This window comes from Guyparkeria halopsychrophila, assembly GCF_044582135.1.
Classification (GTDB): Bacteria; Pseudomonadota; Gammaproteobacteria; order Halothiobacillales; family Halothiobacillaceae; genus Guyparkeria.
On sequence record NZ_JBDODP010000007.1, the window covers coordinates 62,888 to 76,869 of the forward strand.

The window sequence follows — 13,982 nt, forward strand, 5'->3', positions numbered from 1 at the left end:
AAGGCCCCGGACGTAAGTCCTGGGGCCTTTAGGGCACCTCGCGAGTTGCCACCCCGGTCTCTCGACCGGGCCGTCATTCAGTCCGCCTGGTGGCGCAGGAACGACGGGATGTCGATGGTATCGAGGTTGATCGCGGTGTTGCCGCGATGCGCCGTGCCGGCGTAGGCCTGTTGGGCCTCGGCACGCGGCGGCTCGCTGGGCTCGTTCGGTTCCTCGCGGCGAGCGTTGTCGATCACCACACGCGGCTTGCGCGACTCGGCGGTCACGTTCTTGTTGCGTGACAGCCCGGTAGCCACCAGCGTGACCCGCAGCTGCCCGTCGAGCTCGTCGTCGACCGCCGTGCCCACCTTGACCACGGCCTCGTCGCCGGCCAGCGACTGGACCATCTCGCCGATCTCCATGAACTCGCCGATCGACAGATCGCCGTTGGACGTCACGTTCACCAGGATGCCCTCGGCGCCGGTGAGGTTGATGTCGTCCAGCAGCGGGCTGTGGATGGCCGCCTCGGCGGCCTCGGCGGCACGGTTGTCGCCGGTACCGACACCGGTGCCCATCATCGCGGTGCCCTTCTCGGTCATGATCGCGCGCACGTCGGCAAAATCGAGGTTGATCTCGCCCGGACGGGTGATCAGCTCGGAGATGCCGGCCACGGCGGTGAACAGCACCTCGTTAGCGGCGGCAAAGGCATCACGCAGAGCGGCCTGCTTGCCCATCACCGCGGTGAGCTGGTCGTTGGGGATCACGATCAGCGAGTCGACGTTGTCCTCGAGCTCCTGAATGCCCTCCATGGCCACGCTCGTGCGCTTCTTGCCCTCGAAGGAGAACGGCCGGGTGACCACCGCCACGGTGAGGATGTTCATGTCACGAGCGATCTGCGCGATCACCGGCGCTGCACCGGTGCCGGTGCCACCACCCATGCCGGTGGTGATGAACAGCATGTTGGCATCACTGATCGCCTCCTGGATCTGCTCGCGGTCCTCGAGGGCGGCCTGGCGGCCCAGTTCCGGGTCGGCACCCGCACCCAGACCCTTGGTGATGTTCGCCCCGATCTGCAGTTGCGACGGCGCGTTGCTCTTCACAAGCGCCTGGGCATCGGTGTTGGCACTGATGTACTCGATACCCTCGATGTGTTGCATGACCATGTGGGCCACGGCGTTACCGCCGCCCCCACCAACGCCGATGACCTTGATCTTAGCGCTTTCGGTCTGCATTTCGGCCATTGTCCAGTTGCTCATGATGTCGTCTCCTTCTCTCGCGTGGCGTTCAGATAAGTGGTGTAAATCAAAGGTGATCACGGAACCAGCCCTTGAGCCGTTCCAGAACATTTCCATGGGCCATTGACGGTCCATGGGCCGTTTGTTCGCGGGCCTGTTCCAGCCCGTGCAGCATCAAGCCGATCCCGGCGGCGTTCGCCGGGTCTCCCAAGGCATCCAGATTGCCGACCACGCCCTGGGGCGTGCCCAGTCGGGCCGGCATCTGCAGAAAGTCTTCGGCCAATTCGACAAAGCCCGGCATCTGCGCCGTGCCGCCGGTCAGCACCACGCCGGCATTCACCAGGTTCTGGCAGCCCGACTGGCGGATCTCCTCCTGCACATAGGAGAGGAGCTCCTCCACCCGCGGGCGGACGATGCGCATCATCGTCTCCTGCGGGATACGCCGCGGCGGCCGGCCGGAAACCCCCGGCACCTCGATGGCGCGCGAGGCCTCACGCTCGTCCAGTGCGCCCAGGTTGGCGTGGTTGATCTTGATCTTTTCCGCCTCGGTCGGCGGCGTGGTCAGGCCGTAGGACAGATCGTTGGTGATCTGCTCGCCGGCAATCGGCAGCACGGCGGCGTAGCGCAGCGCCCCACCCGTGTAGATGGCGATATCCGTAGTGCCACCGCCGATGTCGATCAGCACCACCCCGAGTTCGCGCTCATCATCGTTGAGCACGGCTCGGGCGGCGGCTATCGGCTCGAGGATGGTGCCCTCGACATGCACGTCACAGCGCTCGACGCACTTGATCACGTTCTGCACGTTGTTTGCCGCCGAGGTGACAATGTGCACGTTCGCCTCGAGCCGATGGCCGCTCATGCCCTGCGGTTTGCGGATACCGTCCTGACCGTCGATACGGAATTCCTGCGGCTCGCAGTGCAGGATCTGCTGGCCGTCGGGGATCTTGACCGCCCGGGCCGACTGGATCACCTGCTTGACGTCGGCGTCGGTGATCTCTCGCCCACCGGTGCCAGTCATCCCCTGCGAATCCATGCTGCGCACGTGATCGCCGGCTACACCCACCCAGGCCGAGCCGATCTCACAGTCCGACAAGGCGCTCGCCCCGTCGATCGCGCGGCGGATCGCCATCGACGTGGATTCGATATCGACCACCGAGCCCCGCCGCAGCCCCTTGTTGGTCGGATGCGAGCCATAGCCGATCAGGCTCAACCGCCCGTCGCCGTCGCATTCGCCAACGAGGGCCGCCACCTTGCTGGTGCCGATGTCGAGTCCGACAACGAACTCCCGCTCTCCTTTTCTCAACGCGCTCATGCTCTGTTTCTGCCCTTGATTGCCATGGTTTCCGATCGTTCCTGGCTCCCGAGGGGAACTCTGCACGATTCGATAGTGCCTCTGCGGGACCGCCAAGGGCCCAGTTGCAAGGCGCAGTCCGCCGTGAATGACGGTGGTCCTTTACAAGGACTGCAACGCCGCAAATGGGTCCTTGGCGGCCCGCCCCGATGGGGCTCGCGGATTTGCCCGCACTCGACGTTGCCGCCCCTCGCCGGGCAATGAGCCCGCCTTCGACACGGCGTCTTGATTGCGAACAAATCCGCGAGCCAGAGGCGCCATCGAATCGTGCAGAGTTCCCCTACCATCCCTGTTGTCAGTTTTGTGTTGTCTTGTTGTTTGTTTCGTCGTCCGTGTTGCGCCACGCCACGGCAAAACCGTTGCTGTAGCGCAGGTCGATCCGCTCGACCTGATCCATCTTCCCCGCGAGCGTGTCCGGATAGACGTCGAGAAGTCGCTGCAGGCGCGCCTCCAGCGATTCCTGCCCGGTCTGGATCACCGCCCCGGAGGCGAGCGACAGACTCAACGAGCCGCGCGGGCTCATGGCCACGCCGGTCAGCTCCATCCCTACGCCGGCAAGCACCGGCTTGAGGCTCGTGTAGCGCTCCCAGACGGTCCACTGGCTGCCGGTGGGACCGGCCAGCCTCGGCAAGCGTAGATCGACCGGACGCCGCTGCGGCGCGAACACCACACCCGACGCACTCAGCAGCCGATCCTCGTTCCAGGCGGCGATCGGCTGATGGGTCTGCAGGCTCACCAACAGTCGGTCCGGCCATTGCCGGGTGATACGCACCTCGGTAAGCCAGCCGTCGTTCAGCAGTCGCTCGCGCAACGCCGTGATATCCACCGCCCAGATGCCCTGCCCGAGAGCCGGCCAGAGTTCCTGTCGCACCTGCTCTTCGGTGACAAAACGGTTGGTTCCGTCGATCTCCAGTGCCGCCACCGGCGACTGGAGCTTGAGCCAGACCCGTTGCGAGACCAGCGCCACTGCGGCGACAAAGGCCAGCCACAGGCCGATCCGCCAGGCCCAGCGCAACGCCACCCGCAGGCCAGTGACGAATACAGTCCAGCGGTCGTGCCAGCTCGGTCCGCGGGGCCGTACTCGGGAGGCTCGTCGCGTTGTCATCAAATCGCTCCATCAGCCGACTCACCTCCCGTGGACGCCTCATCCGGGTTGACTAGGTTGGCGGGGTTGACCAGGGTCTGTTCGAGAATCGCGACACACAGCCCCGGAAAGTCCACGCCTACCGCACGGGCGGCCATGGGCACGAGCGAATGACTGGTCATCCCGGGGACCGTGTTCACCTCGATCAACCAGTGACGCCCCTCGGCGTCGCGCATGAAATCCACTCGGCCCCAACCACGGGCGCCGATCAGGCCAAAGGCCGTCCGGGCGACCTCGGCCAGCCGGGCCTCTTCCTCGTCCGAGAGGCCACAGGGGATCCGGTAGCCGGTGTCCTCGGCCTCGTACTTGGCCTGGTAGTCGTAGAAGGCATGCTCGGCGCTCGCCTCGATACGGATCGCCGGGAGGCTCTGCTCACCGAGGATCGCGACGGTGTACTCGCCCCCCGCGATGAACTGCTCGACCATCACCTCGCCGTGGAGGGCGGCCTCGCGGAACGCCTGTTCGACGCCCGCCGGTTCATCGACCTTGCTCACGCCCACGCTCGAGCCGTCTGCCGTCGGCTTGATGATCACCGGCCAGCCCATCGACTCGGCGGCTTCGCGGGCCGCGGCCGGGCTGTCGACCACGGAGAAGGCGGGCGTGTCCAGACCCGCGCCCTGCCAGATGCGCTTGCACATCACCTTGTCCATGCCGACCGCCGAGGCGGCCATGCCGCTGCCGGTGTAGGGCACCTCGGCCAGTTCCAGCAATGCCTGGACCTGACCGTCCTCGCCACCACGACCGTGCAAGGCGATAAAGACCCGGTCGATCCGCTCGGCCACCAGGCGATGGCCCAGTTCCTGGGCAGCGGCGCGATCGAGATCGACGCCGATCGCATCCACCCCAGCGGAGAGCAATGCCTCGTGGACGGCCCGACCGCTGGCCAGCGAAACGTCACGCTCGGCCGACCAACCGCCCATCAGCACCATCACGCGACCAAGGGCCTGTGTCCGCTCGCTCATGACCGGTCCCCCCAGTGCTCCAGCAACAGACCCGGCAGGCTGCCGACATTGCCGGCACCCAGCGTCAACACGATGCCGTTGTCCCCCACCATGTCGTCGATCACCTCGACCACCTGGGCGGGCTCGGAAACGAAGACCGGGTCGACCTGGCCGCGGGCGCGAATCGCTCGTGCCAGGCTGCGACCGTCGGCACCCGCGATCGGCTGCTGGCCGGCGGCGTAGACCTCCATCAGGATCAGCTGGTCGACCTGCGAGAGCACCTCGACGAAGTCCTCGAACAGGTCACGCGTCCGGGTGTATCGATGCGGCTGGAAGATCAAGAGCAGCGGCTCATCCGGCCAGGCATCGCGCACCGCGGCCAGGGTCGCAGCGACCTCGCGCGGGTGATGGCCATAGTCATCAAGCAGCATCCGCCGGCCTTGGGTGAAGGCGAGCGAGCCACGGCGTTCGAGGCGACGACCGACGCCCTTGAACCCGGCCAGTGCCCGCACGATCGCCTTGCCGTCGATCCCAAGGTCATGGGCCACCGTGATCGCCGCCAGCGCGTTGAGGATGTTGTGCCGGCCCGGCATCGCCAATCGGCAATGCCACGACTCGTCGCCCGGCAGACTGACGTCGAATCTTGACTCGAAGCCATCACTCTGGATGGCCGTGGCGCGCACGTCGGCCGGCTCATCGATGCCGTAGGTCAGCACCTGACGCCCCACCCGTTCGACGATGCCCATCGTGTGGTGATCATCGGCGCAGAGCACCGCCAGGCCGTAGAACGGCAGGTTGTGCAGGAATTCGACGAAATGATCCAGCAGTCGCGAGAAATCGTTGTCGTAGGTCTCGAGATGATCGGCATCGATGTTGGTGACCACCGCGACGTGCGGCTGCAGGTGCAGGAACGAGGCATCCGACTCGTCGGCCTCGGCCAGCAGGTATTCACCCCGTCCGAGACGCGCGTTCGAGGCGCTGGAAAGCAACTTGCCGCCGATCACGTAGGTCGGATCGAGACCGGCCTCGGCCATGATCGCGGCGAGCAGCGAGGTGGTAGTGGTCTTGCCGTGGGTGCCGGCGACGGCCAGACCGATCCGGAAACGCATGATCTCGGCCAGCATCTCGGCGCGACGCACCACCGGCAGCCGGCGTTCGTGCGCGGCGACCAGTTCCGGATTGTCCGCAGCAATAGCGGTCGAGACCACCAGCACGTCGGACCCGGCGAGGTTCGCCGCGGCGTGCCCGATGAACACCTCGATGCCCAGCTCGCGCAGATGCTGGACGACCGGCGATTCGTTCATGTCCGAGCCGGACACCACGAAGCCCAGGGTGTGCAGTACCTCGGCGATACCGCTCATGCCCGCCCCGCCGATGCCGACGAAGTGCAGGTGGCGCACCTTGCGCATGCGCACCTGCGCGACCGGGGCAAAATCGGCTGTGATTGCTTCCATTACCGGCCCTCCCCAGGTTGTTTGTTCTTGGTCCGCTCGGCGATCACGTCCTCGCAAATCGCGGCGATCCGAGCGGTGCTATCCGGCACGGCCGCCGCGCGGGCACGGCTCGCCATGTCGAGCAGCGCCGCTCGGTCGGCCAGCAAGGGACCGAGCAGACGTGCCAGGGTGTCAACGTCCGCCTCGCGCTGGTTGAGCAACCGCGCCGCGCCCTGATCCACCAGCCAGGCGGCGTTGAATCGCTGGTGATCGTCGACGGCATGCGGGAACGGCACGAACAGCGCGCCGACGCCGGCAGCGGCGATCTCGGCGACGGTCATGGCACCCGCCCGGGCGATGACGAAATCCGCCCAGCCGAAGGCCTCGGCCATGTCATCGATATAGCCCGATACCTCGTGACGGCTGTCGGCGCCCCAGTCGGCCGCCTCGTAATGGACTCTCGCCTGCTCCAGGTGGCGTGGGCCCGCCTGGTGACGAACGGCCAGGTCGGTGCGCTGGCTGATGCGCGCCAGGGCCTGGGGCACGGCCTCATTCAGCGCCTGGGCGCCCAGACTGCCGCCGAGGACCAGCACGCGCACCGGCGCCTCGCGGCCCGCGAAACGGGTCGCCGGGTCCGGTAGGGCCGCGATGGCCGATCGCACCGGGTTACCCACCACGCAGCTTGACGGCAGGGAGCGGCCGAAGGCCTTCGGGTAGGCGGCCAGCGTCACGCGGGTCAGGCGGGCGAGGACGCGGTTGGTCAGCCCGGCAATGGCGTTCTGTTCGTGGATCACCAGCGGGCGGCGCGCCAGCCACGCAGCCAGCCCTCCCGGGCCGGCGGCAAAACCGCCCATGCCGATGACCAGCGCGGGTCGATGGCGTCGCAGTAGTCGCCCGGCCTGCCAGACGGCATGCAGCAGACGGAAGGGGGCGGCCAGGCGAGTGCCCAGCCCCTTGCCGCGCAGGCCGCCAATGGCGAGGTAGTCGATCGGGTAGCCGGCCTGGGGCACCAGGCGGGACTCGATGCCCCGCTCGGTGCCCATCCAGCAGATGGCGTAGCCGCGCTCGGCCAGCGCATCGGCCACGGCCAGGGCCGGCACCACGTGCCCGCCGGTCCCGCCAGCCATGACGTAGATCACCGCGCGGCTCATCGGTTCACCTCGCGCACATCCTCGATGCCGGCATCGGCGAGGGATCGGCTCGCCTCGTGATGCACACGCAGGATCAACCCCATGGCGAGCAAGGTCGCGACCATCGCCGAACCGCCGTAACTGATCAGCGGCAGGGTCAGGCCCTTGGTGGGCAGGAGCCCCATGTTCACGCCCATGTTGATCAGCGTCTGCATGCCGATCCAGGTGCTGATGCCCCAGGCCAGTGCCGCGCCGGTGTAGTGCTTCACCACCCAGGCCATCCGCGCAATCACGAAGCCACGCCAGACCAACACGCTGTAGAGCCCCAGCAACGCGATGACGCCAAACAGGCCGAACTCCTCGGCGTAGACCGCGAAGATGAAGTCGGTGTGGGCCTCGGGCAGGTAGGCCAGTTTCTGCACGCCCTCGCCCAGGCCGCGGCCGAACAGCCCGCCGGTGCCGATGGCGATCAGCGCATTGACCAGCTGGTAGCCATCGCCGAACGGATCGGCGAACGGATTGGAAAACGACAGCAGACGATCGACCCGATACTGGGCCGAGAACACGCCGACGACGGCCAATGCCCCGCCGGCGACCATCAGCATCAGCATCGTCTGCAGCTGGGCGCGCATCAGCCAGGCCATGGCAAAGAGCGTCGCGCCGAGCACCAGGGTGTTGCCGTAGTCCGGCTGCAGCAGCAGGAGTGTCGAGGCGAGCATGATCACGCCCACCGGGGCGGCCATGCCGCGGATACGCGTTTGCACCTTTTCCAGATGCACACCGAGGTAGGCGGCCATCCAGACGATCATGCCCAGCCGGGCAAACTCGCTCACCTGCACCCGGACGAAGCCCAGATCGATCCAGCGCGTCGCCCCGTTGACGGTATGCGCCACACCCGGAATGAACAGCACGGCCAACGACAGGATCGAGCCGATCAGGATCACGTTTCGCAGGGCCACGAAGTGGCGCAACGGCACCATCAGCAGCACCGCCATCGCGATCAAACCGACAACCACCGCGCCGGACTGGCGAATCAGCAGGCCACGGCCGACCGACGCGGAATCCCCCATGCCGAGCGTGGCCGAAGCGACCATCACCAGACCAATCGACAACAGCGCCAGCAGGGCAATGAGGAACGACCGGTCCAGGGAGATGCCGCTGGTGGCATCTTTCGCCCCGTCGACCACATTGCGATCGGCGAGCCATTGCAGACCCCGACTGCCGAAGCGCCCCAGGGATTGCCAACCGCGGGCGTTGAGTTGCCACAGGCTCATGAGGCCACCTCCGCGGAAACCGGCGGCGACACGTCACGTGTGTCACAGACCGCTTCGGCCGCACGTGCGAAGTGCTCACCGCGATCGGCATAGCCGCTGAACTGATCGAAGCTCGCGCAGGCCGGCGACAGCAGGACAACCACTTGCCGGCCAGCCGATACCCGGGCAGACGCCTGATCGGCTGACCACGCCACGGCCGCCTCGAGCGACTCGCAGCGTGCGATGGGTAATGTGTCCCCGGCCACCGAGGCGAGTACCGACTCGATCCGGGCGGCATCGACGCCAATCAGCGCCACGCCCAGGGCATGGGCCTTGAGGGCCGCGGCCAACTCATCGAAGGACTGCCCCTTGGCCTGCCCACCAACGATCACCACCTGGCCGGCGGCCCCACCGACGGCCAACCCGTCGATCGCGGCCACGGCAGCACCGACGTTGGTGGCCTTGGAGTCGTTGATAAATCGCACCTCGCCGCCATTGATCGGCCAGCGGCAGACCACCTGCATGCGATGCGGCAGTCCGGTAAACGCCGCCAGCGCCGCGCGCAGGGCCTTGCCATCAAACGCCGCCCGCCCGGCGACCGCCTCGACCAGCGCCAAGGCCGCCAACGCGTTCATGCGGTTGTGGGCCCCCGGCAACGCAAGATCGTCTCCGGCAAACAGCCGCTGGTCGTCACGGCAGAGGGACTCGCCGTCGGCATCGAGGTAATAGCGATGTCTGGCGGCAAGCGAATCGTCGTTCGTGGCCGCGGAAAACGTCACGAGCTGACCCTCGCAGTCGGCCGCCATCGCGCACACCCGGGCATCGTCGGCATTGATCACCGCCGTGTCGGCCTGCACAAGGATCTTTTGTTTGAGTGCGGCGTAGGCCGCGATCGAGCCGTGCCGGTCGAGGTGATCGGCGCTGATATTGAGCACGGTCGCGGCACGTGCGCGGATGGCCGCCGCATCGCAGGCCTCCAGTTGAAAGCTCGACACCTCGAGGACGAGGACATCCAACGATTCGGCCAGCAGATCGAGGGCTGGGGTGCCGTAGTTGCCCCCGATGCCCACCCGGTAACCCGCGGCGGTGAGCAGTTCGGCGGTCAGGGCCGTGACCGTGCTCTTGCCGTTCGAGCCGGTGACCAGGACATAGGGCACCGGGGCGTGGCGCAGGGCGACGGCAATGTCGCTCTCCACCGGGATGCCACGGCGACGAGCCTCGACCAGCAGGCCCGCCAGCGGTTCAACCGCGGGGTCGAGCCCCGGGCTCACCACGATGCCTTCAAGCGCCCGGAGTTCGGCGGCGTCGAGCATGCCCGCGCCGAAGTCCCCGTCGAAGACCGTCCCGGCGCCGAACGCCGCCTGCCAGGCAGCGTGGGGGGCGCTGGCACCACGGGTGTCGGCGGCGACGAAGGGCTCGCCGCGACGGGCGAAGAAGCGCCCCGCGGAGAATCCGGTCTGTCCCATGCCGACAATCAGTTTCATCAGCGCACCTTCATCGTTGCCAGGCCGACCAACACCAGGATCACGGTGATGATCCAGAAGCGCACGATCACCTTCGGCTCCGGCCAGCCCTTGAGCTCGAAGTGGTGATGGATCGGCGCCATGCGAAAGATCCGCTTGCCAGTCAGGCGGAACGAGGCGACCTGAAGCATCACCGAGACGGTCTCGAGCACGAAGATCCCGCCCATGATGAACAGCACGATCTCCTGGCGGACCATCACTGCGACGATGCCCAACGCCGCCCCGAGGGCCAGGGCGCCGACGTCGCCCATGAATACCTGGGCGGGATAGCTGTTGAACCAGAGAAAGCCGAGCCCTGCCCCGACGATCGCGGCGCAAAAGACCACCAGTTCGCCCACCCCGGCGATGAACGGCAGTCCCAGGTAATTGGCGAACTCGTAATGGCCGGTGACATAAGCGAATGCGCCCAGCCCGCCCGCGACCAGCACGGTCGGCATGATCGCCAGGCCATCGAGCCCGTCGGTGAGATTGACGGCATTCGAGCTGCCGACCACCACGAAATAGGTGAGGATCACGAAACCGAAACCCAGCGGGATTAGGGCATCCCGGACCAGCGGGATCAGCAGGCTGGTCTCGGCGGGCGTCTCGGCGATGATGAACAGGAAGACGGCGGCGATCAGCGCGATCACCGACTGGCCCAAGTACTTCCAGCGCGCGGCCAGCCCGTCGCTGTGGCGGCGCGAGAGCTTGAGGTAGTCGTCCCAGCCGCCGATCAGGCCGAAGCCTATGGTCGTCAGCAGCGCCACCCAGACATAGACATTGCCGAGATTTCCCCAGAGCAGCATCGAGACCGCGATCGCGATCAGGATCAGTGCCCCGCCCATGGTGGGCGTGCCCGCCTTGGCCAGATGGGTCTGCGGGCCGAGTTCGCGAATCGGCTGGCCGGCCTTGACGCTCTGCAGCCAGCGGATGACGAACGGGCCGATAGCCAGCGAGATCAGCAGCGCCGTGGCCACGCCCAGCATGGCCCGGAACGTCAGGTATTCGAATACGCCAAAGAAGCTGGCGTACTGGGTCAGCCATTCAGTCAACCAGAGCAGCATCTCGCCCCCTCCCTGTGGATTCCTTGCCGGTCCCCGGCGCCATGCCGATCTCCCGCTCGAAGGCCTCGCGGACCCGTTCGATGTGCATGAAACGTGAGCCCTTGAGCAGCACGGTTACCGCCGTCTGGTCCTCGTCGGCCAGACGTTGTCGCAATACCTGGGTCGCCGCCTCGCTGTCATCGACCACGTCGAGCGTGCCGGCGGCGCCACCGGCGGCCTCGAAACCCGCGGCGAGCGCCGTGGCGCCCGGGCCGGCCGCGATCACGCCCTGGAGTTCTTGGCCCGCGGCGAATGCGCCCAATTGGCGATGCAACGCCTCGGCCTCCGAACCGAGTTCCCCCATGCTGCCGAGCACGGCAAACCGCGACCCCGGCTGGCCGGCCAGGTAGCCGAGCGCCGCTCGCATCGATTCGGGGTTGGCGTTGTAACTGTCGTCGATCAATTGCCAGCCATTGGCCAGCGTGATCACGTCCATCCGGCCCGCCGGTGGGCAGAAGGCAGCCAACCCCGTCCTGATCGCCTCGACCGAGGCGCCCGCCAGACGTGCCAGGGCGATCGCGGCGAGCAGGTTGGCCGCGTTGTGCGCACCGGGCATGGGCACGGCAAGGCGTTCGAACAGCCATTGGCCGCGCTCGGTGACCGACAGCTGATGGGCGGTCGCGTCGTATTCACCGGTCCAGGTCGCCCATTTGTGGTGGCTGGGATCGAGCGTGAACGTCTCGGCGGTCGGCGCGTCGATCAGCCATCGATCCACGCCTGCCGAGTCGAGGTTGATCAGGGCACGCGCCGCGCTGGGCCGGTGACGATAAATCTCGCCCTTCGCCTGGATGATCCGTTCGACCGAGCCGAATTCGCCTACGTGGGCCCGCCCGGCCATGGTCACGACGACGATGTTCGGGGCAGCCAACTCGGTCAGCCGGGCAATCTCGCCGACGTGGTTGGCACCCATCTCGACCACCGCGTACTGCGTTTCGGGCGCCCAGTCGAGCAGGGTCAGCGGCACACCGATATCGTTGTTGAGATTGCCGCGGGTGGCCGCCGTGGCGCCGATCTGACCCAGCATGGCGGCGAGCAATTCCTTGACGGTGGTCTTGCCGCTGCTACCGGTGATCCCGATCACGGTCGGATCGACCGCCTCGCGCCAGCCCCGCGCCAATCGACCCAGGGCGGCGAGCGTGTCGTCGACGATCACCTGTGGCAGGGCGCAATCCGGTTGTTCCTGTTCAACCAGCACGGCAACCGCCCCCTGTTGGGCCGCCTGGTCGATAAAGCCGTGCGCGTCGAAGTTCGGGCCTTTCAGGGCAACGAACAGGCGACCGCCCAGGTTGGTGCGGGTATCGGTCCCCACGCCGGCAATCGGCAGTGCCCCGTCGGCGTTCGTCGCCAACCGTCCATCGGCCCAGCGGGCGATCTGCTCGAGTGTGGTCCGGATCATGCCGCCACCTCCCGCGCCTGTTCACGCACCACCAGGCGGTCATCGAACGGCCGCATTTCGTCACCGATCTCCTGGCCGGTTTCGTGGCCCTTGCCGGCCACCAGCAGACAATCGCCCGGCCGCCCCTCGGCCAGCCGCCGGATGCCGATCGCGATCGCTTCGTGCCGATCGACGAGACGCTCGACCCCCTCGGGTTTGTTCATGCCGGCCACGATGGCGTCGATGATCGCCTCGGGCGGCTCGCTGCGCGGGTTGTCGCTGGTGACGATCACCCAATCGGCCAGTCGCTCGGCCACCGCGCCCATCAGCGGGCGCTTGCCCGTATCGCGATCGCCACCGCAACCGAAGATCACGCCCAGGCGCGCGCCATCAGGCAGCCCGTCACGCAGGCTGGTGAGCACGTTTTCCAGGGCATCGCTGGTATGGGCGTAGTCGACCACCGCGGTCATGCCGCTACCGACCGCAAAGGTCTCCATTCGGCCCGGCGGGGTCTTGAGGCGTCCCACGTAGTGCGAGAGGGTGTCGAGCGTCTCGCCCACCACCAGGCGCGCGGCCAGCGCGGCGAGCAGGTTTTCCGCATTGAACCGTCCGGCCAGTGCGGCCTCGAGTTCGGCCCGCTCGCCGAAGCCGCTGACCGCCAATCGCATCCGCCCCGATTCCGGCGCCTCAAGCACACCGGTCAGGCACGGGTGGCAACCGGTCAGTCCGGTAGCCGGAGCAAGCGAAAAGCACAACTGGCGTGGGACGTCCTCTCGAGCCGCGAGCGTCTCGAGCATGCGTTGCGTCGCCGATTGGTCGGCATTGAGTACCGCCTGGCGCAGGCTCGGCAAGGCGAACAGCTGGGCCTTGGCACCGAGGTAGGCCTCGATGTCGCCGTGATAGTCGAAATGATCCCGACCGAGGTTGGTGAACACGCCGGTGCGGATGGGAAGGCCGTCCACCCGACCCTGGGTCAGGGCATGGGACGACACCTCCATGACGATCGCGCGCGCGCCCTCACGGACCAGCTCGCCGATCAGGCGCCAGTTCTCGATCAGACCCGGCGTGGTGTTGGTCGTGGCCTGGTATTCGGCTCGCGGCGACCACAGCCCCCAACCCAACGTGCCGATCACGCCGACCGGCTCGCCGTCGAGGCCGATCAACCCGGCAATTAGATGGCAGACGGTAGTCTTGCCATTGGTCCCGGTGACCGCGGTAATCGCCACCGCCTCGTGGTTCCAGCCATTGGCCTGAATGACCAGTTCGGCGATCGCCTCCGCCGGGCGGTCGACGAGCACCACGCCCTCCGCCGGCGTCAGGCCGGCACCAATGACCCCGGCCGCCCCGCGTGCCAAGGCATCCGCGACAAACCGATCGGCATCGTGCGACTGGGTTTCGCGGGCGTAGAACAGCGTGCCGGCATCAAGATCACGGCTGTCGTCGCTGATCGCGCGCACGCGACGATCCGGGGCACCGGCGCGCCGCAGCATCGTGATTTCTCGCAGGCCGATTTCGGGGAATGCCACGCGCGCCATG

11 protein-coding genes are annotated in these 13,982 nt (G+C 67.1%); all 11 read right to left on the bottom strand.

The window, feature by feature from the left end:
* Window positions 1–77 precede the first annotated feature (77 nt).
* Window positions 78–1,235: a cell division protein FtsZ gene (gene ftsZ, locus ABGV18_RS04610; protein WP_396585016.1), complete on the bottom strand. Its 1,158-nt coding sequence runs from the start codon at window positions 1,233–1,235 to the stop codon at window positions 78–80.
* A gap of 46 nt (window positions 1,236–1,281) precedes the next feature.
* On the bottom strand, window positions 1,282–2,526 hold the full coding sequence (gene ftsA / locus ABGV18_RS04615) for a cell division protein FtsA (protein ID WP_396585017.1): 1,245 nt from the start codon (window positions 2,524–2,526) through the stop codon (window positions 1,282–1,284).
* Between the two features lie 334 nt (window positions 2,527–2,860).
* Window positions 2,861–3,670 carry a cell division protein FtsQ/DivIB gene (locus ABGV18_RS04620; protein WP_396585018.1) on the bottom strand — a complete coding sequence of 270 codons (810 nt, stop codon included), beginning with the start codon at window positions 3,668–3,670 and terminating at the stop codon, window positions 2,861–2,863.
* On the bottom strand, window positions 3,670–4,671 hold the full coding sequence (locus tag ABGV18_RS04625) for a D-alanine--D-alanine ligase (protein ID WP_396585019.1): 1,002 nt from the start codon (window positions 4,669–4,671) through the stop codon (window positions 3,670–3,672). Before ABGV18_RS04625 ends, ABGV18_RS04620 begins: the two co-directional genes overlap by 1 nt.
* Entirely contained in the window at window positions 4,668–6,104 is a 1,437-nt protein-coding gene (gene murC / locus ABGV18_RS04630; protein WP_396585020.1) for a UDP-N-acetylmuramate--L-alanine ligase, read from the bottom strand. Before murC ends, ABGV18_RS04625 begins: the two co-directional genes overlap by 4 nt.
* Complete coding sequence (gene murG / locus ABGV18_RS04635) at window positions 6,104–7,234, bottom strand: undecaprenyldiphospho-muramoylpentapeptide beta-N-acetylglucosaminyltransferase (RefSeq protein WP_396585021.1); 1,131 nt, start codon at window positions 7,232–7,234, stop codon at window positions 6,104–6,106. The genes murC and murG overlap by 1 nt, the downstream gene beginning before the upstream one ends.
* The gene (gene ftsW / locus ABGV18_RS04640; RefSeq protein ID WP_396585022.1) at window positions 7,231–8,487 is read right to left on the bottom strand and encodes a putative lipid II flippase FtsW; all 1,257 of its coding nucleotides are present in this window, start codon (window positions 8,485–8,487) and stop codon (window positions 7,231–7,233) included. Before ftsW ends, murG begins: the two co-directional genes overlap by 4 nt.
* Entirely contained in the window at window positions 8,484–9,950 is a 1,467-nt protein-coding gene (gene murD, locus ABGV18_RS04645) for a UDP-N-acetylmuramoyl-L-alanine--D-glutamate ligase (protein ID WP_396585023.1), read from the bottom strand. Before murD ends, ftsW begins: the two co-directional genes overlap by 4 nt.
* Entirely contained in the window at window positions 9,950–11,032 is a 1,083-nt protein-coding gene (mraY, locus tag ABGV18_RS04650; protein WP_396585024.1) for a phospho-N-acetylmuramoyl-pentapeptide-transferase, read from the bottom strand. The genes murD and mraY overlap by 1 nt, the downstream gene beginning before the upstream one ends.
* Window positions 11,013–12,467 (bottom strand): UDP-N-acetylmuramoyl-tripeptide--D-alanyl-D-alanine ligase, encoded by a 1,455-nt coding sequence (locus ABGV18_RS04655; RefSeq protein ID WP_396585025.1) that lies wholly within the window; start codon window positions 12,465–12,467, stop codon window positions 11,013–11,015. The genes mraY and ABGV18_RS04655 overlap by 20 nt, the downstream gene beginning before the upstream one ends.
* The gene (locus ABGV18_RS04660; RefSeq protein WP_396585026.1) at window positions 12,464–13,981 is read right to left on the bottom strand and encodes a UDP-N-acetylmuramoyl-L-alanyl-D-glutamate--2,6-diaminopimelate ligase; all 1,518 of its coding nucleotides are present in this window, start codon (window positions 13,979–13,981) and stop codon (window positions 12,464–12,466) included. The genes ABGV18_RS04655 and ABGV18_RS04660 overlap by 4 nt, the downstream gene beginning before the upstream one ends.
* Window position 13,982 lies beyond the last annotated feature (1 nt).